General features: G+C 40.0%; 20 protein-coding genes. 12 read left to right on the forward strand and 8 right to left on the reverse strand.

Features of this window, described 5'->3' with window-relative positions:
- Positions 1-42: 42 nt before the first annotated feature.
- A complete protein-coding gene (locus EHQ64_RS14320; protein WP_135650314.1) occupies positions 43-690 on the forward strand; it encodes an NADPH-dependent F420 reductase in 648 nt (215 codons plus the stop codon).
- Positions 691-695: 5 nt separating this feature from the next.
- Here the strand turns inward: EHQ64_RS14320 and EHQ64_RS14325 are convergent, their stop codons facing one another.
- The 3 genes from EHQ64_RS14325 to EHQ64_RS14335 are packed head-to-tail and all read right to left on the reverse strand — an operon-like array spanning position 696 to position 1,979.
- Positions 696-1,085 carry a DUF423 domain-containing protein gene (locus tag EHQ64_RS14325; RefSeq protein ID WP_135650316.1) on the reverse strand — a complete coding sequence of 130 codons (390 nt, stop codon included), beginning with the start codon at positions 1,083-1,085 and terminating at the stop codon, positions 696-698.
- Positions 1,066-1,656, reverse strand: coding sequence for a hypothetical protein (locus tag EHQ64_RS14330; protein WP_135650318.1), 591 nt, complete (start codon positions 1,654-1,656; stop codon positions 1,066-1,068). The genes EHQ64_RS14325 and EHQ64_RS14330 overlap by 20 nt, the downstream gene beginning before the upstream one ends.
- The gene (locus EHQ64_RS14335; RefSeq protein WP_246048794.1) at positions 1,653-1,979 is read right to left on the reverse strand and encodes a TRL-like family protein; all 327 of its coding nucleotides are present in this window, start codon (positions 1,977-1,979) and stop codon (positions 1,653-1,655) included. Before EHQ64_RS14335 ends, EHQ64_RS14330 begins: the two co-directional genes overlap by 4 nt.
- A 148-nt stretch (positions 1,980-2,127) precedes the next feature.
- Between EHQ64_RS14335 and rocD the strand changes: the two genes are divergently transcribed.
- From rocD to EHQ64_RS14355, 4 genes are all read left to right on the forward strand, one after another.
- Positions 2,128-3,363, forward strand: coding sequence for an ornithine--oxo-acid transaminase (gene rocD / locus EHQ64_RS14340; protein WP_135650322.1), 1,236 nt, complete (start codon positions 2,128-2,130; stop codon positions 3,361-3,363).
- Positions 3,364-3,389: 26 nt separating this feature from the next.
- A complete protein-coding gene (locus EHQ64_RS14345; protein WP_135650324.1) occupies positions 3,390-3,719 on the forward strand; it encodes a hypothetical protein in 330 nt (109 codons plus the stop codon).
- Positions 3,720-3,858: 139 nt separating this feature from the next.
- Positions 3,859-5,637, forward strand: coding sequence for a cation:proton antiporter (locus EHQ64_RS14350; protein ID WP_135650325.1), 1,779 nt, complete (start codon positions 3,859-3,861; stop codon positions 5,635-5,637).
- A gap of 5 nt (positions 5,638-5,642) precedes the next feature.
- Positions 5,643-5,834: a DUF1289 domain-containing protein gene (locus EHQ64_RS14355; RefSeq protein ID WP_135650326.1), complete on the forward strand. Its 192-nt coding sequence runs from the start codon at positions 5,643-5,645 to the stop codon at positions 5,832-5,834.
- Between the two features lie 8 nt (positions 5,835-5,842).
- On the opposite strand, the gene EHQ64_RS14360 is transcribed toward EHQ64_RS14355, so the two are convergent.
- Positions 5,843-6,961, reverse strand: a complete 1,119-nt coding sequence (locus EHQ64_RS14360) for a glycosyltransferase family 4 protein (RefSeq protein WP_135650328.1) — start codon at positions 6,959-6,961, stop codon at positions 5,843-5,845.
- A gap of 145 nt (positions 6,962-7,106) precedes the next feature.
- On the opposite strand from EHQ64_RS14360, the gene folE reads away from it, so the two are divergent.
- On the forward strand, positions 7,107-7,658 hold the full coding sequence (gene folE / locus EHQ64_RS14365) for a GTP cyclohydrolase I FolE (RefSeq protein WP_210410858.1): 552 nt from the start codon (positions 7,107-7,109) through the stop codon (positions 7,656-7,658).
- On the opposite strand, the gene EHQ64_RS14370 is transcribed toward folE, so the two are convergent.
- Positions 7,615-8,364, reverse strand: coding sequence for a lysophospholipid acyltransferase family protein (locus EHQ64_RS14370; RefSeq protein ID WP_135650332.1), 750 nt, complete (start codon positions 8,362-8,364; stop codon positions 7,615-7,617). The genes folE and EHQ64_RS14370 overlap by 44 nt on opposite strands.
- Positions 8,365-8,602: 238 nt before the next feature.
- On the opposite strand from EHQ64_RS14370, the gene acs reads away from it, so the two are divergent.
- The 5 genes from acs to mtnP all read left to right on the forward strand — a co-directional run bounded on the left by acs (position 8,603) and on the right by mtnP (position 15,796).
- Entirely contained in the window at positions 8,603-10,570 is a 1,968-nt protein-coding gene (gene acs / locus EHQ64_RS14375) for an acetate--CoA ligase (protein WP_135650334.1), read from the forward strand.
- The gene (locus EHQ64_RS14380) at positions 10,567-11,364 is read left to right on the forward strand and encodes a cobalamin-binding protein (RefSeq protein ID WP_135650336.1); all 798 of its coding nucleotides are present in this window, start codon (positions 10,567-10,569) and stop codon (positions 11,362-11,364) included. The genes acs and EHQ64_RS14380 overlap by 4 nt, the downstream gene beginning before the upstream one ends.
- A 167-nt stretch (positions 11,365-11,531) precedes the next feature.
- Complete coding sequence (locus EHQ64_RS14385) at positions 11,532-13,124, forward strand: methyl-accepting chemotaxis protein (protein ID WP_167882412.1); 1,593 nt, start codon at positions 11,532-11,534, stop codon at positions 13,122-13,124.
- A gap of 136 nt (positions 13,125-13,260) precedes the next feature.
- Positions 13,261-14,850: a methyl-accepting chemotaxis protein gene (locus EHQ64_RS14390; RefSeq protein ID WP_135650339.1), complete on the forward strand. Its 1,590-nt coding sequence runs from the start codon at positions 13,261-13,263 to the stop codon at positions 14,848-14,850.
- A gap of 82 nt (positions 14,851-14,932) precedes the next feature.
- On the forward strand, positions 14,933-15,796 hold the full coding sequence (gene mtnP, locus EHQ64_RS14395) for an S-methyl-5'-thioadenosine phosphorylase (protein ID WP_135650341.1): 864 nt from the start codon (positions 14,933-14,935) through the stop codon (positions 15,794-15,796).
- Here mtnP and EHQ64_RS14400 read toward each other — a convergent pair.
- A complete protein-coding gene (locus tag EHQ64_RS14400) occupies positions 15,787-16,644 on the reverse strand; it encodes an alpha/beta hydrolase (RefSeq protein ID WP_135650343.1) in 858 nt (285 codons plus the stop codon). The two genes, mtnP and EHQ64_RS14400, sit on opposite strands and share 10 nt — an antisense overlap.
- The gene (locus tag EHQ64_RS14405) at positions 16,641-18,002 is read right to left on the reverse strand and encodes an alkaline phosphatase D family protein (RefSeq protein ID WP_425460432.1); all 1,362 of its coding nucleotides are present in this window, start codon (positions 18,000-18,002) and stop codon (positions 16,641-16,643) included. Before EHQ64_RS14405 ends, EHQ64_RS14400 begins: the two co-directional genes overlap by 4 nt.
- A 59-nt stretch (positions 18,003-18,061) precedes the next feature.
- Here EHQ64_RS14405 and EHQ64_RS14410 point away from each other — a divergent pair, with 59 nt between their 5' ends.
- On the forward strand, positions 18,062-19,864 hold the full coding sequence (locus EHQ64_RS14410; RefSeq protein ID WP_135650347.1) for a methyl-accepting chemotaxis protein: 1,803 nt from the start codon (positions 18,062-18,064) through the stop codon (positions 19,862-19,864).
- Positions 19,865-19,876: 12 nt separating this feature from the next.
- Here EHQ64_RS14410 and EHQ64_RS14415 read toward each other — a convergent pair whose 3' ends face one another.
- Positions 19,877-23,773 (reverse strand): PAS domain S-box protein, encoded by a 3,897-nt coding sequence (locus tag EHQ64_RS14415; protein ID WP_210410872.1) that lies wholly within the window; start codon positions 23,771-23,773, stop codon positions 19,877-19,879.
- Between the last annotated feature and the right edge of the window lie 136 nt (positions 23,774-23,909).

Here is a 23,909-nt window from a genome sequence, read left to right on the forward strand (position 1 = left end):
CGGATCGATTCGAGTATTTTGAAATTATATGTGGAGAATCAAATGAAAATCGGAGTTTTAGGCACCGGAATGGTAGGAGAAACCATAGGAAGCAAACTCATCCAAAAAGGGCACGAAGTAAAGATGGGATCCCGTTCTGCAACGAATGAAAAGGCCGCAGAGTGGGTTTCCAAATCCGGAAACAAAGCTTCTCAAGGAACTTTCCAAGACGCAGCTTCTTTCGGTGATATTTTATTCAATTGTACAAAAGGAGAGATCAGCTTAGAAGTATTAAAGTCAGCAGGAGAAGAAACTCTAAAAGGAAAAATTTTAGTAGATCTCGCTAACGCACTCGATTTCTCCAAAGGAAGACCACCCGGTTTAATTTTCGGGACCAATGATTCTTTAGGGGAAACCATTCAAAAATCTTTTCCGGATCTGAAAGTAGTTAAAACACTCAACACGATGAATTGCACCATCATGGTAAACGCCTCAGGAGTTCCGGGGGAACATGATATATTCGTTTGTGGAAATGATCCGGATGCTAAGAAAAAAGTTTCAGACCTTTTAGCGAATGATTTCGGTTGGAAGAATATTATTGATTTAGGAGATATTACAGGGGCAAGAGCGACTGAAATGTTATTGCCCATTTGGTTAAGATTGTATGGAACTTTTGGAAATACGGATTTTAACTTCCATATTTCCAGATAGGAAATTTATTCTTTTTTAGAAAAAGCAGAATAAGCGATCGAAGCCCAACCTAATAATAAAGCGACTCCTCCGAAGGGAGTCACAGCTCCTAAAATACGAACTCCGGTGAGTGTTAAAATATATAACGATCCTGAGAAGATCAAGATCCCAATTACTATGGACCAGAATCCGAATCTTAAAGACTTAGATTCGGAAAGTTTTCCGCTTAGTGACAGACCGAGTAGGACTACTGCATGGATCAAATGATATCTTGCTCCTGTTTCGAAGATGACCAAAAGATCAGGAGTTACTAAGGATTTTAATCCGTGAGCACCGAATGCACCGAGAGCGACTGCTAAAAAGCCTAAGAGTCCGGATAAGAATAATGGAATTGAATTAGAATTTTTGGATGCCATAACTTTGAAACCTCAGACATTTTCGCCTGAATAATCCGAAGATATAAGCCGTATATTCCACGTCCAGCCTACTATCGAATAATGCTTGGATAGAATTTAACTTCATCTGTTCGTTCAACTCTTCGTAAAAACTTTTAGCCCCAAATGTAAAATGGATCGGAACAAAAGCATCATTCGACCCACGTTTGATCGGAAGAAATAATCGTACTCCGAACTGACAACCCTTGCTTTCTCCTTCGAACTTTACGATCCTATGTTCCGACCAATCCCAACCATCTAAAGAAGCATGGAACATATCCTTATGCGGAAGAGAAGTAGTAGCTCTAATATATCCATCAAATCCGCCTGTTCTCAATTTAGTGGAAGATTCTCCATAATGAATAGATGGATCTCGAAAGTTTACACCGTTTAAATGAACATCATTATCGGGTGGGATCCCGATCCCGGTTGGATATGGTTCCGGGTTTCTACGGATCAGAGTACGACCTCCCCCTCCCATCTGAATACACTGGAATAATTGTGAAATGATTAGGGTCGCAAAAAGAATTCGTTTGTAAGGAACGAGCTTCATTCTTTTTTCAAAAGTCTTTGAGGGAGTTTCACCCCGATACCGGTTACTCTAGTACATTTCTCAAAATACAAAGCGAATATAAAGGATTTATAACTATAATCCGTTTGAACATCGAATAGAAGATCCGCTTTATCCTTGATCGCATTTTGAACGGCAGTTTCGTAACTTTCATCCCCGGTATAAACCATCCACAGCCAACTAGTTCCACAGGAAATACCTTCCAGCTTTCCTACAGGTTCCATTCCTCTTACGTCAGAGTAACTCTGGGAATAATACCATCCGGGAGATTTTATATTCGTATAAAGGCAGGTTGAAAGGAACATAATCGCGGAAGACGCGATCGCAATTGTAATAAATATCTTTTTAAAATAAGATTGCATGCGATAAATTTCAACAAGTTGAAACATAAAAGTCAAGGTAAAATACCGAAATCTCCTTGTGCGACTCTCAAGCCAGGAGAATGAAGTAACGATGCACACGCAAACGTCCCAATTTTACTTAGATACGGAAAAAGAGTTCGGTGCCTTCAATTACGAACCTCTTCCAGTAGTATTGGAGAGAGGAAAAGGTATCTTTCTTTGGGACACAGACGGGAAAAAATATTTCGATTTCTTATCCGCTTACAGCGCAGTCAACCAAGGACATTGCCATCCTAGAATTATCGAAACTTTAAGATCCCAGGCAGAAAAACTGACTCTGACTTCTCGCGCCTTTTATAATGATCAACTCGGTCCTATGGAAAAATTTTTATGTGAGACCTTCGGTTTTGACAGAATGGTTCCAATGAACACCGGAGTAGAAGCTGCGGAAACAGCGGTCAAGCTCGCGAGAAGATGGGGATACCAAGTCAAAAAAATCCCTACCGACAAAGCTAAGATCGTTTTCGCCTCCGGAAATTTTTGGGGAAGAAGTATAGGTGCAATTTCAGCATCAACTGATCCGAATAGCCGAGGAGATTTCGGCCCATTCGTTCCCGGCTTTTCTGTCATTCCATTTGATGATATCGAATCTTTGAAAAAAGAACTACAGGACCCGAATGTAGCTGCTTTTATGGTAGAGCCAATCCAAGGAGAAGCCGGAGTCATCTTACCGAAAGAAGGTTACTTAAAAGAGATCCGAAAACTTTGCACTGAAAATAATGTTCTTCTGATCTTGGACGAAGTACAAACAGGTTTGGGAAGAACCGGAAAACTTTTAGCCGCGGATCACGAGAACATAAAGCCGGATCTTTTAGTATTAGGAAAAGCTTTATCAGGTGGAACACTTCCTGTATCTGCAGTGCTCGGTTCTAATGAAATTATTCTTACTTTAAAACCAGGGACCCACGGTTCCACATTCGGTGGAAATCCCTTGGCTGCAGCTGTAGCAAAAACAGCAGTACAAGTTTTGTTGGAAGAAAATCTTTCCGAGAATTCTGATCTTAGAGGAAAAGAATTCAGATCTTCTTTGGAAATACTCAAGTCCGAGTTTCCAGGAAAAGTAAAAGAGATTAGAGGGAAAGGATTGTTAAACGCAGTAGAATTTTTCCCGGACGAAACTGGCCCCAGAGCCAAAAAAATATGCTATAAACTTTTAGAATCCGGGATCCTTGCGAAACAAACCCATGATCATACGATCCGATTTGCTCCTCCTCTATGTATTTCTAAAACGGAATTAGAAGAAGCCTCTTCTATCATCATTCAAACGATCCGTAAAACCCTTGACTAATCTTTCGAATTCGTTTTTTTAAAGGAATGTCGACCGAAGACAAAAAATACATCCGCGTCTGGAAAAAACTGAGCGTAAGCGAAATCACTTCTCAGTTGATGATCATCGATGATCTGTATGGTACTTGCGGAAAATGTAAACATCTCGGATTGAACTATACCAAGGACAGATCCTGTCCTGAATGCGGATCTAAATTCAAATATTTAGCGACGAACCTAAAATCACCCGCAGATATCGCTAAAGTACTAGCTCGGATCGAAAAAGAGAATTTAGATCTGATCTTGATCGATAGAGAAGATTATACTTTATCCAAAGCAAAAGACGCTGTGAAGGATCTGTTCAAGTCTGCTGACTAAATTTCGAGAGAATTAGATCTCACTCATTCTCGTGGCCCAAAAATTCGGACTAAAAAGAGAATGGACTGTATTCATTTAATAATTTCTTTTTGTAATATCCTAAAAACGAAATCACCAGGGGAGAATCCGTACCGACAAGATGGAACATCATTCGCTTACTTTATTACTCGATATCGCCCTTAGTATAATTTTTGCCACCCTATTCGCTATCATTGCAAAAGCCTTCAAACAACCTCTCGTATTAGGTTATGTTGTAGCAGGACTTTTTATCGGCCCATTATTCGGGCCATATGTCGGCGGCAAGCTGACCATAGGTTATGTAAAAAGCGAAGAGAGTATCGAACTGATCTCAGAGATCGGTTTGATCCTTTTATTATTCATCATCGGTTTAGAGATCGATCTGAAAGAATTGGCCAGAATGGGTCGCTCCATGTTTGCGCTGGGAGTCTTACAGTTCTTCTTAGGAGTCGCCGCGGCTTGGTTTGCGTTTAAGACATTCTTCCCTCCAGGTCCTGGGAATTTCGATCTATTGTATTTTGCGATCGCAATGTCACTCAGTTCGACAATGATCGTAGTCAAACTTCTGCATGATAAATTTGAGATCAGTACTGTCGCCGGACGACTTACGATCGGGGTATTAGTCTTACAAGATATTTGGGCCATCCTTTTTATGGGGATTCAACCAGATCTACAAGATCCTCAGATCCTAAACGTTCTCGGATCCTTAGTAAAAGGGATCGCACTTGTCGCAGTCGCTTTCGTAGTTAGCCGTTATATTCTTTCCAGATTATTTCTATTTGCAGCTTCTAAACCTGAGTTAGTGCTCATCACATCAATCGCATGGTGTTTCTTCTTATGCGGTGTCGCAGAAAAACTCCAACTTTCAAAAGAGATGGGAGCGTTGATCGCAGGAGTAAGTATTGCAGCCTTCCCTTACGGCGCGGATGTGATCAGTAAACTTTCAGGGATCAGAGATTTCTTCATTACTCTATTCTTCGTAGCTCTCGGAATGAAGATCCAAGCTCCAAGCGCAAGCGATCTTGGACTCGCATTCTTAGCCGTTGGATTCGTTTTAGTCAGCAGGGTTTTGATCGTAGCTCCTACAGTTTTTTTCTCCGGAAAAGGTCTAAGAGCAGGTATCGTCGCAGGTTTGAACTTAGCTCAGATCTCGGAATTCTCTTTGGTAATTCTCGCGTTAGGAGTCCAGAAAGAACATATCGGAAAAGATCTACAGGCGATCGTTCTTACATCGATGATCATTGCATCGATCATTTCAACATACGTTATCTTATTTAATGATAAGATTGCTAGAGGGATCATCGCAGTTGTTTCTCTCTTTGGTGTAAAAGAGAATAAAGAACCTTTGGAATCCCAAGTCACAGGCGAGACCAAAAGAGATATCGTTGTTCTTGGATATTTCCGTATCGCCCAAGGTTTGATCGACGGGATCGAAAACGAAAAATCTTCCTGGTTAAAGCGTATGCTCGTTGTGGACTTCAATCCGATCTATAGACAAACATTAGAATCCAAAGGGATCCGTTGGGCTTACGGAGATCTTGCAAATCCGGAAAGCCTTCACCATCTAGGGATCGAAGAGGCAAGATATATCGTCTGTACAGTTTCCGATATGATCTTAAAAGGAACTACCAATAGACGATTATTGGAATCCTTAAAAAGTATCTGCAGACACCATCAGCCTAAGATCATTCTCACCACGGACGATCCGAAAGAAGCAGAAGTACTTCGAAATAACGGAGCTGCCCACGTGATCGTTCCGGGTAAAATTTCAGGACTTTCCTTATTTACTGAATTATCCGGAATGGTAGAAGATAACGGAAGTTTAGCAGTTAAAAAATCTGCAAAGGCAAAACCTAAAAAAACATCGTCAAATAAGAAGAAGGTCCAAAAGACCAGATAACTCAGATGATCGTTCGTTCTCCTTGTATCAAGATCTGCAATATGGATCCAAACACCGGTCTCTGCGAAGGTTGTTATCGCAGTCTCGAAGAGATCGGAAAATGGACCATGTATTCGGAAGAAGAAAGAAAAGAGATACGTATTAAGATAGAAGAGAGAAAAACTTCTCTCGGAAAGCCGACCTTTAGAAACTTATAAAATTTTACTTAAACAAGTTTCAGATATTCTTCCACAACCTGTTCTGCGGTTTTTTTCCAATCGAATCTTTTAGAATTCTTTTTGCCGGCTTGGATCTTAGATCTTAACAATTTGGGAGAAGCTAATAATTTCAATAAGCCGCTTTCGAACGATATCGGATCTGTAGGATCAAAGAAAAATGCGGAGTCTTCCAAAATTTCGGGAAGAACACTGGAATTCGAAGAATAAACAGGGCAAGCGCAAGCCTGTGCTTCTACAGGTGGAAATCCAAAACCTTCATACAAAGATGGATACACTAATAATCCTGCAGAAGAATATAAAGTCGCAAGTTCTTCTTCCGAAAGATAAGGAACCAGCTTAATACGATCTTCCCAACCTTTCGCTTCTTCCGATAAATATTCCGGAAGTTTTCCGCCTGAACCTGCAATCACCCAATCGGATTTTAATTTTTTCTCTTCCCAAAGTTTCTTGAAGGATCTAAGCACGAAGCCCAAATTTTTATGTTCTTTGCCGATCCCCACGCTCAATAAAAAGCCGGACTTCAAATTATATTTTTTTAAGAACTTCTTCTGTTCCGGATCAGTTTTAGGAAAAAAGACTTTCTGATCTAGACCATTATAGATCGTTCTCATCTTGGAAGAAGAGAATGAAAAAACTTCCGAAACATCCTCTGCAGTAAAATCGGAAACTGTGATCACTTTCTTTGCTCTTTTGCCGATCGCTAAAAAAACAAATCTCATGTACAATTGTTTCAAAAAAGAAGAATGAAACTGTTTCATTCTAAAAGGAATGATATCGTGGATAGTAACTAAAGAACGATCAAGATATTTAAGAGGAGCATTAAAATGAGGGATATCCAACAAATCGAATTCTTTCATTTGAGGGATCCCGAACCATTCTTTGATCGAATAGATCGGAGCATTATATTCTAGAATTTCGTAAAAGGATAAGGACTTTGGTGATAGATTCTTTTTTAAAAGATCCGGATTGCCCAATAGAGTGATTCGAATTTCCTTCTTAGAAGCCGGGCCGGGCAAATCGTTCAATAAGCCCTTGATTCGAGAACCGATCCCCGAATGGGCAATCATTCTGGCATCAAACCCGATTTTTACCTCTTTGGACTTCATAGAAAATTAAAACCATCATGTAGGATCAAGTCGGACTGGCAAGCTAATCGCTTTTCCCCTTGAAAAGAGAAGGAAACTGCAAACACTTGTCCAGACCGAGTCTAACAAAATACATCTCAAAAGCGAAGAACGGAGAAGAGACGCCTTGGAACATGAAGTAACCAATATCTTAAAAGCGATCGGAGAAGATCCGAGTCGAGAAGGTCTTTTAAACACTCCAAAACGAGTCAGAAAAGCGTACGAATTTTTAACCTCTGGTTATAAGGCAGATATAGATACCATCGTGAATGGAGCTATCTTCGAAGAAGATAGCCAAGGTATGGTCCTAGTCAGGGATATAGAAATGTATTCACTCTGCGAACATCATCTTCTTCCATTTTATGGAAAGGCTCATGTGGGTTATATTCCGAATAAAAAGATCATAGGTATTTCCAAGATCCCAAGGATCGTAGACGTGTTTGCAAGAAGACTCCAAGTCCAGGAAAGAATGACCGAGCAAATCGCTTACGCCCTAATGGATGTTTTAGATCCGTTAGGGGTCGCGGTAGTCATTAAGGCAAAACACCTTTGTATGATGATGAGAGGAGTCGAAAAACAAAACTCCGAACTATTTACATCCTGTATGCTCGGAGAATTTAAAACGAATATGGTGACTAGGAGCGAGTTTTTAGATCTAATTCGGACTGGTTCGACTTAATCCCAGCCGCCTTTCTAAGTTCTTCCGCCTTAAGCTCTGCTCGATTTTTATTTTCGAGCATTGCTTTTTCTACTCGGAGTCTCTCTCTTTCAAAACCTGCTTCATCCAGATCCCTAGGGATAGAGATCGGCTCTCCATAAGAGATAACAAACGTAGTGAATGGTTTAGGGATCCTATGTTTGTCCCAAGATTTTTCTGCGATCCATTGTTTCGTACATTCATAGTGAAAAGGCAAGATAGGTACTTGAGCGACTTGTGCCGCAGCAATTAGTCCCGGTTGAACGATCCAAGCGGGGCCTCTAGGTCCGTCCGGAGTAAACGCAGCAGGTAAATTTTTTCTAAGATGTACGATCATTGCCTTTAAAGCACGAGAGCCACCTTTGGAGGAACTCCCACGTATACTTCCGTTCCCGAATCTATGAACTACTCCAGTGATAAAATCTCCGTCCTTGGACTCGGAGATCAAAACTGCAAGTTTACGATTTTTATTTAAGTAGGGAGAATATAAAACGTTGGTGTGCCATACGGAGAGAATGAAAGGTTTTTTCAAAGGGTATAAGGAATTAAAATGTTCCTTTCCCAATTCAACTCTCTTAGATGTAAGGCCGATGATCCTTTGTAGGAATACTACAAGTGTGGGCACCAACCACACTAAAAACTTTCTTTTGAAACTATCCTTAGTTTCAGATACCAATTTATCCGACATTGAGTCGAACCTACTGTAATACGGTCGGGGAGCATTCTTTTTTTCATAACGAATAAGATTTTAAATAAAAATTTCGAATAGGAGTAGTAAGATAAAAATCAACTTTTCAAAACATTTGTTCAATTTTTGCAACCAGATTAGACCCATCCACTTTCTCTGTAATCCGAATTTAAGTAGAGAATGAGTGGACAATCTGGAATTTAAAAAGTTTCGTATTCGATTGCGAAGGAAAGAAGTAATGTCAAAAGAAAGAATCGTCCAACCGTTCCCTCATTTTAAAAAAACGGCCAATATTACTCTAAAAGATTATAAGGCATTATATAAAGAATCCATCGAGAACCCTAAAAAATTCTGGGCCAGAGAAGCTTCTAACCGACTGACTTGGTTCAAAAAATGGGACAAAGTTTTAGAGCATGATTTCAAGAATGCAAAAGTGAAATGGTTCCAAGGAGGAAAATTGAATGTCTCCTATAATTGTTTGGACCGTCACTTAAACTCTCCTTTAAAAAATAAAGCTGCGATCATCTGGGAAGGAGACAATCCTCAAGAATCCAAAGTATATACGTATCACGATCTTTATCGCGAAGTGAACAAATTCGCAAATGTCCTAAAAAATTCAGGGATCCGAAAAGGTGACGTGGTCATGGTCTATCTCCCTATGATCCCGGAACTTGCGATCACAATCCTAGCTTGTACTAGGATCGGCGCGATCCATTCCGTAGTATTCGGAGGCTTCTCTCCGGAAGCTTTACAAAGTAGAATAGAAGACTGTAAACCTAGACTCATCGTAACTTCAGATGGAGGTTATAGAGGTGGAAAAAGTTTGGATCTGAAAAAAGCAGTCGATACTGCTTTGGATCAATCTTCTGAAAAAGTAAATAATGTGATCGTTGTTAAAAGGACCGGTCAAGAAGCAGAATTAAATTGGAAAGAAGGCAGAGATCGTTGGTGGCATTATCTAATGAATGATCCGAATCTTCCTGCATACTGCAAACCGGAACAGATGGATGCGGAAGATCCTCTTTTCATTCTATATACTTCCGGATCTACAGGAAAACCCAAAGGTGTTCTCCATACTACCGGAGGTTATTTGCTCGGGGTCAATATGACCTTCCATTATATTTTCGATATCAAACCTACGGATACATATTGGTGTACTGCGGATATCGGTTGGGTCACAGGTCATAGTTATCTTGTATACGGCCCTCTTTCTAATGGAGCCACCTCAGTTATGTTTGAAGGAGTTCCTACATATCCGGATGCCGGAAGATTCTGGGATGTTATAGACAAACACGCAGTCACTATCTTCTACACCGCCCCTACTGCGATCCGTTCTTTAATGAGAGAAGGAACGGAACCGATCGAAAAAAGAAGTTTAAGTACATTAAGACTGATCGGGTCCGTGGGAGAACCTATCAACCCGGAAGCATGGGAATGGTATTTTAAACATGTAGGAAAATCCAAATGCCCGATCGTGGATACTTGGTGGCAGACAGAAACAGGAGGGATCATGATCTCTCCTCTGCCGGGAGCAATCGCTCAGAAACCGGGATCTGCAACTCTTCCGTTTTTTGGAGTAGAACCTGTCCTCTTAGATGATTCCGGAAAAGAGATCAATTCTAAGGGAGAAGTCTCCGGAAACTTAGCGATCAAATCTCCTTGGCCTTCCATGATGAGAGGAGTATACAAGGACGCGAAAAGATTCTACGATACCTACTTCTCCATTTATAAAGGATATTATTTCACTGGAGATGGAGCAAGAAGAGATAAGGACGGTTACTACTGGATCACAGGTCGTGTGGACGATGTGATCAATGTTTCGGGCCATAGGATCGGATCTGCAGAAGTAGAAAGCGCACTCGTAGAAAATCTTTCCGTCGCGGAAGCTGCAGTTGTAGGATTTCCTCATGATATCAAAGGCCAGGGAATTTATGCATACGTTACCGTAAAGGAAGGAGTGGTCACAAACGATTCTTTGAAGAAAGAATTGATCGCTACTGTAGAAAAGATCATCGGAAAGATCGCAAGACCGGATGTAATTCACTGGGCACCTGGGCTTCCTAAAACTAGATCCGGAAAGATCATGAGAAGGATCCTTCGTAAGATCGCCTCTGGAGAGTTCGAAGGATTAGGAGATATTTCTACCCTCGCTGATCCAAGCGTTGTTGAAAAGCTGATAGAAGATAAGAAGAAGTATCACAGTTGAGCAGGATCGGTCCGGAAAGAATCGTTTGTTTAACGGAAGAAACGACTGAACTTCTGTACCTTTTAGGAGAAGAAGATCGGATCGTAGGTATTTCTGCATACACTGTCAGACCTCCTCAAGCGAAAGAGGAGAAGCCTAGAGTTTCCGCTTTCATTAACGGGAATATAAAAAGGATCAAGGATCTGAATCCGGATCTAGTAATCGGATTCTCCGATATCCAAGCACAACTCGCGCATGATTTAGTGAAAGAAGGCTTAAACGTTCTGATCACCAACCAAAGAAGTTTAGAAGAGATCTTTCAAACAATCCTGATGGTAGGCGGCCTGATCGGGAAATCGGAAGAAGTTTCTAAACTTGTAGAAACGTATAAGAAAAATTTGAAAGAATTAAAAGAGAAATCCGGATCCAAACCTAAACTAAAAGTCTTTTTCCAGGAATGGGATCATCCTATTATCACCGGGATCCGATGGGTTTCTGAAATATTAGAGATACTTTGTGTAGAAGATTGTTTCAAACACTTAAAGGACAAATCTCTTGCAAAGGATAGGATCATAAGCCTTCATGAAGTCGCGGAAGCAAAACCCGACGTTATTGTAGGAAGTTGGTGCGGTAAACCTATGGATTTCGAATGGGTCCGAACAAGAGAAGAATGGAAGGATGTTCCTGCAATCAAAAAGGATCTACTTTTTGAGATGGATCCTGCGATTATCTTACAGCCAGGGCCGGCTTTATTCGAAGAAGGGATCTATGAATTAGATCGTATCTTCGACCAAGTGAGATCATCCATTGCGTGACATATATCTTGGATTTTTAACGGACCCAATCCGATCTTTACTTGAGCTTGTTCTCATAAAAGCTTGCGTCGATAGGGATACGATCTAACTTTCCCTAAAGATCCGATCTAATGCGTAATTATAAAAATTAAAAATAAATTTCAGTCGGCAGGATAGTGATGAGTTCCATTGAAAATTCCGAGATCTCAAAAGAATCATCCATTACAAAAATATGGAAGAACGGTGCCGTTGTAATTAATAGGATCCGTTTAGGATTAGTCGTATTATTCATACTAACCTTAATCGGAGTTTCCAAAACAAACCATCCCACTCAAGTTATAGCACATTCCGTCGGAACAGGCTTGATGGCGTTGTACTGTTTGCTTGAGTTTTTCCTTGCAAGATGGGGAAAAGTCGGGATCAGATTCCAAAAAACATTAGTGATCATGGACGTGATCATTCTTTCTGCGATCATGGCTGCAGATTGTAGTATCGATGCAGTCGTTGCGAGAGATACTCTCGCAAACATGATCTTATTCTTCATTTACTTTTATATAATGATCTATTCTGCCTTATTGGGAGAGAAAAAATTCGTATTACTGGTTGGGTTTTTGACTGCGATCGGCGTCGCAATCGCTCTTTATGTAGGTTGGAAAAACGGGCTTGTGCTTACTGAGAACGCTAAGAAGTCAAAAGACCCAGACACATTGATCTTCTCCGTTCAAGTCGTGAAACTTGGATTTATGATCACCGCAAGTGTGATCCTATACCAACTAATGCGTTTATTCGATAACCTTACTTCGGAAGGTTCAAGATTGTTCGGAGAGTCTCAGGTCTTCTTAAGTCAAATCAAAGAAAACCAAGTGATCATTCGTAATTCGGCTGAGAACCTGGAATCTTCTATCGGAGAATTTGCGGATTATATCGCAAGGACCGGTGAAAAAATGGAATCCCAAGCAGCAGCATTAGAAGAAGTGAATGCTGTATTAGAAGAACTTTCCGCCTCTTCCATCAATAATTCCCAATCCATTGAAACTCAGAACGAAAGTATTTCAGGGCTCGCGAATAATTCCCAAAAGCTGGGAGGTATCATAGGTAATATTACCGAATACAGCGAGGCTCTTTCCGTATTTGCAGAAGAGAATAAAACGGATATGGAGAACGTAACTATCGCCGCTGAAAGAACTAATTCTTATTTAGCAGATATCGCAAACTCATTTAATCGAGTGGATGAGATCAACCAGATCATGGGAGAGATCGCAGATAAAACAAATCTTCTGGCACTAAACGCTTCGATAGAGGCAGCAAGAGCGGGAGTCGCAGGACGAGGATTTGCAGTAGTTGCGAATGAAGTAAGTAAACTTGCAGAATTCACTTCCGAAAATGCAAAATCAATTTCAACGATCGTAAAACAATCCCAAAGTTTTATCAACGAAGCAAAGACAGCTTCTGCTGAAACGGGTGATCTTACCGAAAGACAAAAGTCCAAATTGATAGAGACTACGGATAGGATCCTAAAGATGAACGATCTTTATAAGGAGCAAAAGTCCATTCTTAAAAGTTTCCTTGGCGAATTGAATAATATTAAGTCCGCTTCTACCGATATTCTGGAATCTACAAAGGAACAAACCGTAGGCCAGAATGAAATGATGAAAACAATGGGTCAGTTGGAAAAGGACATAAACGAGATCAGCGAAGAATCCACTCGCTTAAATACAGAAATTGACAAAATTAAGGGCCAAGCATCCGAGCTAAGGATATTAAGCGGACAATCTTCTTAATAAACGAAGTGGGAAACGTTAGTCCATTCAATAAATTTACGTCTACTGGAGAGGGCCTTTTAGGCTCTTTCGGCGGCTTCTTATAGATACATACATTCGCCTCCGATAATTTGCCTAAGTGCTATCAGAGGTAAGAATGGAAATTTCTCTTCTCAAAACCGAATCCACAATTCTTCAGATTTGGAAAAATGGGGCCATAGTAATCAACCGTATCCGGCTCGGTTTAGTAATACTATTTATCCTGTCCCTTGCGGGTGCTTATAAAAGTTTTCAACCATTACAATTTATGGTCCATGCAGGCGGAACTGCATTCATGGGAATCTATTGTATTTTTAATTTTATCGCGAACCGAAAAAGGAACATGTCCATAGGTTTCCATAAAATGTTCGTTCTATTCGATGTGAATGTTCTTAGTGCTACTTTGATCTTGGACACCTTCGTATCACCGGACGTTGCTGCAGGAACTCTTAAGAACGTCGTATTATTCTTCATTTACTTTTATATAATGATCTATTCTTGTCTCTTAGGAGAAAGAGTATTCGTATTAATTGTAGGAGTTTTCTCCACGGCCGGAGCTGCGATCGCTCTCGTATGTGCCTTACAAAACGGAGCAGGCTTCGTAATGGATCCGGAGGCCGCAAAACTTCCTTACAACTTAAGCGCTTCTACTGAAATTATTAAACTCGCATTCATATTTGTAGCCAGTGTGATACTCGCGCAATTGATGAGATTGTTCCTACGATTAACGGAAGAAGGAAACAGATTGTATTCCGACTCTAAAGATCTTTTGGATAAACTAAGTGAGAATCAAAGTATCATCAAAAATTCTGCAGTGAGTTTGGAAGAATCCATCGTAAAGTTTGCCCAATTCATCAATAGAACGGGCGAAAAAATGGAATCACAAGCCGCCGCATTAGAACAAGTAAATGCAGTATTAGAGGAGCTTTCTGCCGCTTCAAATAATACTTCTAGATCCATAGAATCCCAAAATAAAAGTTTAAGCGAACTTGTAGAAGATTCCCAAAAACTGGAAGATATCGTCTCGAATATCACGAGATACAGCGACACATTGTCCTCATTTGCTACGAATAATAAAGAAGATATGGAAAACGTGACTATCGCCGCGGAAAAAACAAAATCCTACTTGGTAGATATCGCTGGTTCATTCGATAAAGTGGACCAGATCAATCAGATCATGGGAGAAATCGCGGATAAAACAAATCTTCTCGCATTAAATGCATCGATCGAAGCCGCGAGAGCAGGAGAAGCAGGGCGAGGATTTGCGGTAGTTGCGAATGAAGTAAGTAAACTCGCAGACTTCACTTCCGAAAATGCAAAGTCTATTTCTACGATCGTAAAACAATCCCAAAGTTTCATTAACGAAGCAAAAAGTGCCTCTGCAGAAACGGGAGATCTTACCGAAAAACAAAAGTTCAAAGTTTTAGAAACTTCAGACAAGATCGTACAGATGAATCAATTGTATGTGGAACAAAGAAATATCATCCGTAAATTTTTAAGCGAGTTGGAAAGTATCCGATCCGTATCCAGTGAAATTCACGAGTCTGAAAAAGAGCAGGCTGTAGGACAAAAGGAAATGGTTCGGACCATGTCCCAATTAGAAAAAGATATTAACGAGATTAACGAAGATTCAGCCAGTTTAAACTCTGAAATTGATGTGATCAAAACCAAGGCATCGGAATTAAAAGTGCTTAGCGAAAATTCCTAAGGCCCTTTCTTTTCCTTCTTCTTTACAAGGGGACCCGTCCTTCGATAAATGGAATTTATTCCGGTTCAAAGGAGAAGGATCAATGGGGACCAAAGTAAAAGCTGCAGTAATCGGAGGAACAGGTCTTTATAGTCTGGATGGAATGGAACTTGTAGAGGAAGTTCTTCCGGACACTCCTTGGGGAAAACCCTCCGACACGATTAAGATCGGAAAGATCCACGGTAAACTAATCGCATTCTTACCACGTCATGGTGTTGGGCATTTTATCATGCCTCATGAAGTTCCTACAAAAGCAAATATTTGCGCTCTTAAGATCCTTGGTGTAGAAGAGATCGTTGCATTTAGTTCTGTAGGAAGTTTAAGAGAAGAGATCAAACCTTTAGATTTCGTTATTCCTTCTCAGATCATCGATAGAACAAGAGGAAGAGAGTCAACTTTCTTCGGGAAAGGTATGGTAGCTCATGCACCTTTTGCAGATCCATTTTCCAAAAGTTTGAGCGATCGTATCGAAAAGGCTGCTGCAAAAGTAAGTCTTCCGATCCATAAAGAAAAAACATTGGTATGTATGGAAGGTCCATTATTCTCTACAAGAGCGGAATCTCATATGTATCGTTCTTGGGGTGCAGACATCATTAACATGAGCGTTCTCCCGGAAGCAAAATTAGCAAGAGAAGCGGAGATCGCTTACCAAATGGTTTGTATGTCTACTGACTATGATTGCTGGAGAGAGAACGAAGAAGCTGTCACTGCAGAAATGGTCATGGCTAATTTAGGGAAGAATGCAGATAACGCTAAAAAACTTTTGAGTGCTTTGATCCCAGACCTCGGAAATGGGGATGATCTAACTTTAAAGAATAGCACTAAATTCTCTTTGATTACCGCTCCTGAACGCAGAAATCCGGACACGGTTGCTAAACTAAAAGTATTGTTCCCAGATTATCTCTGAAGATCGGTTTTTTTTCGATTCATATGGACCGAATCTAAAATTTCAGATAATCCTTTTTGATATTCCGGATAGAAGGAGAGATTATTATGATTTCCTCCTTCTATTTCTAAAAATTGGATCTTCAATCCTGATTCCACTCCTGTTTTAAATAGCTGTTTTCCTTGGTGGAAAGGCACAATCTCATCTTCCGTCCCATGTATAATGGTAACAGGGGATCTTAATTTTCCGATCTTAGCCTGGGATTTTAAGGAAAAAGAAAGGAACCAACTTGGAACTATCGGATAAAATTCCTTAGCAAGATCCGGCAAAGAAGTATAAGGAGTTTCTAATATAATATATCCCGGATTGGTTTTTAAACCTAGATCGACCGCGACACCGGTCCCGATAGAACGGCCATAAAGGATGATCTCATTCTCTCTTTTTAGTTTATCCGTTTTTAGAAAATTGTACCAAGCACCTGCGTCCTCATACATTCCTTTTTCGGTCAGCTTCGCTCTACTCTTTCCGTAACCTCTATAATCAGTCATCAGAAGATCCCAACCTCTAGGCACAAAATCTTCCGCTACTCCGCCCCAACTTCTCAAACTTCCTGCGTTTCCATGAAAGTATAATACTGTACCTTTAGAAGGTCCTTGAGCCGGAAAAAATAACCCGTAAACCTTTTCTCCATTTTCCAACTCCAAGGAAACTTCTTGGAATTGATATGGAAAAGAGAAGGTAAATTCCTCGGGCAACACTTCCGGAAAAAAGATCAATTTATCCTGATTCAAGTATAAGAGGCTAAAAAGTCCTAAAAATACGATTAGGATAATAGAAAGAAGATACAGCATAAACTTGGGGATTTTCATTTAGCTTTAATTTCTCTCAACCAAAGCTCCTTACCTTCCGAATCAAAAACTTTGAATATTAAGGTCCTTTGTTTGAGAGGCCCGGAGATTTCGATAGTACCAAAATTTCTTTTGGCATCTACCATAGTTCCATCGATCCTCAAAGGATTTTTTTCCGTAATTGGAGGATGTGTAGAAGAGGTTAAAGGAGAAACTGTAAAGTCATAAATAGGATAATCGAAACCTTCCTCCAAATATGATAATTCCGTAAAATGCCTATCGCCCGTCAGGAATATCAGGTTCTTTATCTTCAATTTTGCGATTTTAGAAAGTAATTTTTCCCTTTCTTCCGCATAGGTGGAATAATTTTCAAAGACGGATAACGGGTTTAATACTTGGCCACCGACCACAACAAACTTAAAAGTCGCTTTGGAAAATGCGAGCCCATTGACTAACCAATCCAATTGTTCCTCTCCAAAGAAAGAACGGGCTCCGGTTTTATTATCGTTTGCAGTTCTAAAACTACGATCGTCCATCAAAAAGAATTGAGCATCCCCCCAAGTAAAGGAACCGTAGATCCCTTTTTTTGCGTAATTCGGATTGGCCCAAAATAATTTGAATATTTCTTCTGCAGTTGCTCCCATCCAAAAAGAAGCATCTCCATCATTCGGTCCCCAGTCATGATCATCCCAAGTTGCATAATGATGGACATTCGCAAGCAATGGTTGGAGTTCCGACAAGGATCTTTGTTCAGTATAACGATATATAAATCCGGTCCTAGATTCCCAATCCGGTTCTCTTAGATAGATATTATCTCCCATCCAAAGCATAAAATCCGGTTTCTGTGCGGATATGGATTTGTAGATGAAGTATTCTCCCCCGTAAGGTTTTGCCTGAGTATCGTATTTTGGATCGTTTACGAATGCACAACTACCTAAAGCGAATTTAATATCCGGAGGCCCTGTAGGTTTTCCGATCCAGATCGGTTGTGTTTTGAATTTTTGTTCCGACTTAGGTTCCTGGTATTTTCCGTTTATATATAATATATATTCGTATGTTTTTCCAGGCTCAACTTGATCGACGATCAAATGTGCGACGTTTCCTTTTTGATGTTCAGTACTTACTTCTCGAGTTATGTGGCTTTGTTCGGGCGATCCGGAAATAAAATATTTCGCATATACTTTCGAAGGAGTTTTAGTTTGAACCCAGATTTTCACTTCTTTATGCGTCGAATAACCCAGCATTGGCCCCGATTGAATACTAGAAGGCGAGGCTGTGTCGGTTGTCTGACTTTTTCCATAAATTGTTGAATACTCGTAAAAGAATCCAAACAGTAAAATTGACAAATAGGTGGATGATAAAAGCGTTCTGCGTCTCATTGTCATGGAATATACGGAAGCCGTAGCTTCTTCAAATAAAAAAAGGAATTAGAAGAGAAATGACAAGGGGAGAATCGAGAAAAATAAGATGGAGGCTTACTTTAGGTTTAGAATTACTAACTTCTGTTCTTGCAGTTCCATTAGCCGTACTTTTTATCATCGCTGCGGGCGGTTACGATTTTAATAAAGCCATTTCGTTGATCGGGTGTTCTACGGTAGTTTTGACCACTTCCTATTTTTTTCCAACACTTCGTTTTCTTTATTTAGGCAAACTATTATCCAATCTAGAACCTTCTAAATGGGAAAAACTCAATACGAACGGCAAAACCGAAGTAAAAAGAAAACTTCTGAACTTTCCAGTAGTGAATACTGGATTTTATCTTGTACAATGGAGTTACGGAATTCCGGCTGCATGGAAAATGATGCATCTTTTCTTTATTCCGGAGTTTTTTGAATCTGCTCCATTTTTATTCTTACCTCTGATCATTTATCCTACATTAGGAATTTCTCATTTCTTCCTTACTGAAACCGTTCTTTCCGAAGTATTGGAATCGGATCGATTGAACGGTCTTGCAATGGACGAAAAGAAGATCCGAAAAGTTTCTATCTTCGCAAGGATCATTTCAACGATCGCGTCCATTGCTTCTCTTCCAGTAATCATCTTCGGTTATCTACTCGTGGAGGAGACCTCCGGTTGGTTGAAATTAGGGGATGTTACTATTCCTTTATCTTTAACTATATTCTTCATGATCATAACTGTAACGATCTCTTCTTACCTTTTAGCTGCAAGTATCAGAAGAAATTCCAAAAACATGATGGGCGCATTCTCAGAAATGTCACAGGGAGAATTAAAAATACTACTTCCAATGGTATCTACAGACGAGCTTGGAAGAAGTAGTAAAATGTTGAACGATTTCGTAAAACGTTTACGCATCGTTGTAAAAACCGTAGTGAGAGAATCGGATAAACTTTCCCAAAGTTCCAAAATGTTGGAAAGTAAAACCAAAGATCTTTCCATCAAAATGCAAGAACAAGCTGCATCCACTGAACAAATGAGTTCCGGTGTAGAAGAAATTGCCGCTTCTATCCAATCCACTTCTTCCAGAGCGGATGGACAATCCGCAACCGTGGAACAAGCAACCGCGTCCTTATCCGAACTTGAGGATAGAATTCGTAATGTTCACACTTCCTTAATGGATACTAAGAATGATGCAGAGAGAATGAGATTGGAAACTTCCAACGGAGAAGCAGCCTTACAAAGTACAAGAAATGCAATGTCCGAAATCGAATCGAATACTGCAAAAATGGAAGCTAGCGTAAATGTGATCCATGAAATTACCGATAGAATCGGATTACTTTCTTTGAATGCAGCAATCGAAGCAGCAAGAGCAGGTGAGGCAGGAAAAGGATTCGCAGTAGTTGCTCAGGAAATTTCCAAATTGGGAGAACAAACCCAAGAAAATGCAAAAAGGATCCGTGCAACATTAGTGGAAGCCGTAAAGGCTACTAGCTCCGGAAGGGAAGTTTTGGGAAATACCGAAATAGCATTCAGAAGGATCGGAGACACTGCTCAAAATACTTCCGAAAGAATTATGGAGGTTTCTTCTTTGTCAGAAGCTCAATTAGTAGCAAGTGCTAGGGTAAAAAACGCATTCTCGGAACTTATTCGATCAGCAGAAGAGATCAGAAATCATACGAAAGAACAATCCCAAACTTCATTAGAATTTTCTAAAACAATCGGGAGTATTTCTGAGACTACTGAGTTTCTAAATTCGATCGTAGGTGATATAGATTCCTTGGCTGAGAAGTTAGCTCTTCAAGCAAGTTCCTTAAAACAAGAAGTAGAATTCTTTAAGACCTGAAATATACTTCATTCAAGTTTTCGGGAGCAAAACTTTAAAAACTGTTTTACCGGGCTTGGAAGTAAATTCGATTCTGCCCCCGTGTTTTAATACGATCCTTCTGGAAATATCGAGCCCGAGACCACTCCCTTCTCCGGGCGCTTTCGTAGTATAAAAAGGATCGAATATTTTGGATTTAATATCTACCGGTATTCCTGGGCCATTATCGGCTATCAGTACGGACACATCCGAGTCTGAATCCAAAATGGAAATTTTGATCTTTCCTTTGAACTGCATCGCTTGCAGAGAATTATAGATCAAATTGGTCCACACCTGGATCAAATCATCCGGATAAGCATAAATGATCGGTCTAGATTGGAAATCGAGTTCGACTTCGACTCCGTTCTTTATCTGATTATGGTAGATAGTAAGTACCGTTTCGATATTTTCCGCAAGATCAGTTTCGATCTTACCTTCCCCGGAATCGATATGAGCAAAACTTTTTAGTGCATAAACGATCTTAGAAGTTCTATCTACAGCGAGCCGGATAGACGCAGCGTTTTTATAAGTTTGGATCTCTTCGATCGCAAAATCCAAAAGAGGTAAATTTAATTTTTCTGCGAAAACTTCCTGAAATTCTTCGGTAGAATTATGTAAGCCTACATCCATTAATCGATCTGCGAGATCGTAAGAATTTTCGAAGCCTAGTTCACTCAATTTATTTTTGAGTTTTTTAAGCACATTCCTTCTATCTTCTCTTGAGATCGGTAATTCTTTGCTGTTGATACCTGCACGTATGAATTCCGACAATTTTTTTATATAAGAAGGTTCTGCGTTTGCAAAATATGGACCGAGTTTTTTCAAACGTTCAGGAGAAGAATCCAAATAAGCACGCAATTCCCCGCTCAACGCAGAGATTGCACCTAATGGATTATTGATCTCGTGAGCAATCCCTGCTACCAATTGCCCTAAGGCGGCCATTTTTTCAGACAAGATCAACTGATCTTGGGTCTTTCTAAGATTGTCCAAGGCGGAAGCAAGTTCGGAAGTCCTGATCCTTACGGCATTCTCCAACTCTTCTTTTGCTTCTCTTCTTTCTGAATTTAAAATTAACTGTGTAACCTGCTCTGCGACGGTAACCACAAACTGTTGTTCGTAACCTTTCCATCGGCGGAGAGAATCTCTATGTTCCAAACAGATGATACCGTAGATCCCACCTCTTAAGAAGATCGGAGCATCCAACAAAGATTGAATTCCAAGAGGGGTACTATAACTTTCAGCAAATTCGGAAGTCCTAGGATCATTTACGGCATCATACGCATCCACAAATCTTTCCGTTTTGATCGCGGCGAAATAATTCGGATGATCCAAAAGATTCATGCTCGCGGGTTCCATAAAACTTTCGTATTTTTTATCCCAACCTGCAACCAAGGACCAGATCGTTTTTTCTCTATCAGAAAAAAGCCAGATAGATGCTCGATCACATCCAAGGGTCTCTGAACACATTTTGACTATATTATTCAAACCTTCGGAAATATTTCCGGAAGCAAAATCAGGATCCGTAGCCATATTCAAAAGAACTCTGGCTTGTTCCGATAATTTTGCGTTTTCTTCTTCTTTCTCTTTAGCGGCAGCTTTCGCTAAAGTATTATCTTTCGTAATAGCTACCACGGCAGGTCTTCCTACCAAATTTACGATCCTACCGGAGAAGATAGAATCCACAACCGTCCCGTCTTTACGAGTAAAAGGTACATCAATATCTCTTAATATACCTGTTATTTTCATTTGTTCTATGAGTTCGCGTTTTATCTCAGGGTTTGGCCAAATTCCTAGGTCCGCAGAATTTTTACCGATCGCCTCGGTTTTGGTGTAACCGAAAAGATCGTAGAACATGGAATTCACGCTAATATATTTTCCCGTTTCCAGATCGGAAATGCAGATTGTGTCCGGATTCAGATCGAATACTTTTTCAAAAAGATCCTTACTTTCTTCCAACTGGATCAAGTATTGATCTCTTTCTTTCTCTACTTTTTTCTTATCTGTAACGTCGATCAATAGAGCCAAAAGCATCATCTTATCTCCGATCTTAAAGACCCGGTTACCGGAGATTACATGTCTTTCGGTCTCATCCGAACGATTGATAGTTGCTTCTATATTTTTCGACCAACCAACTTCTTCTAGTTCCTTACGGATCTTTGCACGATCCAAAGGTGTTTTCCAGATCCCGAGCTCGAAAGAAGTTTTGCCTATGATCTCCTCTCGAGTATAACCTATCAGATCACAATAGGCTTCATTGATCTCCTGATACCTTCCGGTTTCGAGATCGGATAAAGAAACCGCAGCAGGGTTCATTTGGAAAATTTTCTCAAATAGTTCCTTATTGTAACGGACCTCCGCATTCAACTTTCTTGTTTTTTCTTCCGACTCTAATCTCTCTCTGATATCCGTTGCTAAAGAGATCACATGCGGTCTACCGTTTAAGTTTACGATCCTTCCAGAATAAAGTACCGGGATCGCTATCGAATCGGCGGATCTGAATACAGTCTCTATATTGCTGACTTCTCCCTTCTCATCCAACTGTTTATAAATTTCCATCCGCCTATCAGGATCGTAATCCCAAATTTTCAGATCGGTAGTAAGCTTTCCGATCACTTCGGATCGTTTCATATTCATCGATTCCAAAAATCTTTCGTTCACATCTATAATCTTTCTGGAATGTAGATCTGTAAGAACAACAGATGAAGGGATCAATTGGAATAATCTTTGAAAGAGTTCCTTACTTTTTTCCAACTCGGAAGCAAGCCCTTCCAAATCTACCTGGGCCTCTTTTATATGAGTGATATCATGTCCTACAGCGAGTATTTTTTTATCCCCGCGAGCTTCTATCACTCTTGCCGAAAAAAGAATGGAGCGAACTTTTCCTTCCGCAGTCCCCATCTTTACTTCTAAATTATCGACTGCCCCTTTTTGTATCAGAAGTCCACGAATGATCTCGCGATCACTTACATCGTAATAAACTCCAAGCTCTGTAGGAGATTTTCCTAAAATTTGCTCTCTTGTTTTTCCGATCAAACTTAGGAACACATCATTTGCGTCCAAATAAGTCCCATCCGACTTGGATAATGTAATTGCAGTAGGGTTTAGTCGAACGATCTGATTTAAGATCTCTTCATTCTCTTTCAGTTCTTCTAAAAGTTTTTGTTTTTCCCTTTCTTCTTTAACCCTGTCTGTGATCGGTACTGTGATAGTAAGAAGTTTAAGAGATCCGCCGTATTCGATCGGATGAGCGGAAAAAAGGCCCCAAAATTCTTCTCCTGCCTTATTAGTAAAACGTAATTCTATATCTCGAACAAAACCTTCTTTTTTGATCGCTTCTACTATATCAGCCCTTGTCTCTGCTGAACTCCAGAAACCAAGATCAAGCGCACTCTTACCGACTATCTCTTCTTCGGAATATTTAACCTGAATGCAGAACTGTTTATTTACTTTCAGATATTTTCCGGATTCGATCTCCGTAATCGCCATCGGAAGAGGATTCATATCGAAAAATTTTTCAAGCGCTTTCCAACCTATCTCAGGATTGGAAATATCATCTTTAGAGATCTCGTTTTGTTTAGGAGAACGTATATGGATCCAAATGGTAAGATCTGGATCGGCTTCACCGCTTATTTTAAAACCTTGGCAGTAGAAGGTTTTGATCTGTTTATTTTTTAGTAGAAAGTATCCTAAATACCAATTCGTTTTCTCTTCTAACTTAAGGCTTTCGAAGATCCCATTCCGAATATCTGAAATTAGATTAAAATCTATTTCTCTTAACTCGTTTACCGAATAACCCAATAGGTTTAGAGCGGCAGGATTCGCTTCTATTAAACTTCCGGAAGAAGAGAATACAAGTATTCCGTCCCCCATTCTCTCGAAGAACTGCTTCATTACATTGAGTTGTGATAAGGAAGATTCCAAACTTGTAGCACCGGGAGAAGCTCCCCAAATACTAATGGACTCAAGAACGCTAGAAACTATTTTTCTAAAAGTTCCTTTTTTTTTCCAAAATTTAAGAAAGTTATCG

It is taken from the genome of Leptospira sarikeiensis, from assembly GCF_004769615.1.
GTDB classification, from domain to species: Bacteria; Spirochaetota; Leptospiria; order Leptospirales; family Leptospiraceae; genus Leptospira_B; species Leptospira_B sarikeiensis.

Bases quoted from the DNA above. Each gene is read 5' to 3' on its own strand.
- EHQ64_RS14410 (WP_135650347.1), top strand. From the start codon at position 18,062: ATGACAAGGGGAGAATCGAGAAAAATAAGATGGAGGCTTACTTTAGGT.
- rocD (WP_135650322.1), top strand. From the start codon at position 2,128: ATGCACACGCAAACGTCCCAATTTTACTTAGATACGGAAAAAGAGTTC.
- EHQ64_RS14350 (WP_135650325.1), top strand. From the start codon at position 3,859: ATGGAACATCATTCGCTTACTTTATTACTCGATATCGCCCTTAGTATA.
- EHQ64_RS14405 (WP_425460432.1), bottom strand. From the start codon at position 18,002: ATGAGACGCAGAACGCTTTTATCATCCACCTATTTGTCAATTTTACTG.
- EHQ64_RS14390 (WP_135650339.1), top strand. From the start codon at position 13,261: ATGGAAATTTCTCTTCTCAAAACCGAATCCACAATTCTTCAGATTTGG.
- EHQ64_RS14415 (WP_210410872.1), bottom strand. From the start codon at position 23,773: ATGAAGCAGTTCTTCGAGAGAATGGGGGACGGAATACTTGTATTCTCT.
- EHQ64_RS14325 (WP_135650316.1), bottom strand. From the start codon at position 1,085: ATGGCATCCAAAAATTCTAATTCAATTCCATTATTCTTATCCGGACTC.
- EHQ64_RS14355 (WP_135650326.1), top strand. From the start codon at position 5,643: ATGATCGTTCGTTCTCCTTGTATCAAGATCTGCAATATGGATCCAAAC.
- EHQ64_RS14330 (WP_135650318.1), bottom strand. From the start codon at position 1,656: ATGAAGCTCGTTCCTTACAAACGAATTCTTTTTGCGACCCTAATCATT.
- EHQ64_RS14360 (WP_135650328.1), bottom strand. From the start codon at position 6,961: ATGAAGTCCAAAGAGGTAAAAATCGGGTTTGATGCCAGAATGATTGCC.
- EHQ64_RS14320 (WP_135650314.1), top strand. From the start codon at position 43: ATGAAAATCGGAGTTTTAGGCACCGGAATGGTAGGAGAAACCATAGGA.
- EHQ64_RS14400 (WP_135650343.1), bottom strand. From the start codon at position 16,644: ATGAAAATCCCCAAGTTTATGCTGTATCTTCTTTCTATTATCCTAATC.
- acs (WP_135650334.1), top strand. From the start codon at position 8,603: ATGTCAAAAGAAAGAATCGTCCAACCGTTCCCTCATTTTAAAAAAACG.
- EHQ64_RS14335 (WP_246048794.1), bottom strand. From the start codon at position 1,979: ATGTTCCTTTCAACCTGCCTTTATACGAATATAAAATCTCCCGGATGG.
- mtnP (WP_135650341.1), top strand. From the start codon at position 14,933: ATGGGGACCAAAGTAAAAGCTGCAGTAATCGGAGGAACAGGTCTTTAT.
- EHQ64_RS14370 (WP_135650332.1), bottom strand. From the start codon at position 8,364: ATGTCGGATAAATTGGTATCTGAAACTAAGGATAGTTTCAAAAGAAAG.
- EHQ64_RS14345 (WP_135650324.1), top strand. From the start codon at position 3,390: ATGTCGACCGAAGACAAAAAATACATCCGCGTCTGGAAAAAACTGAGC.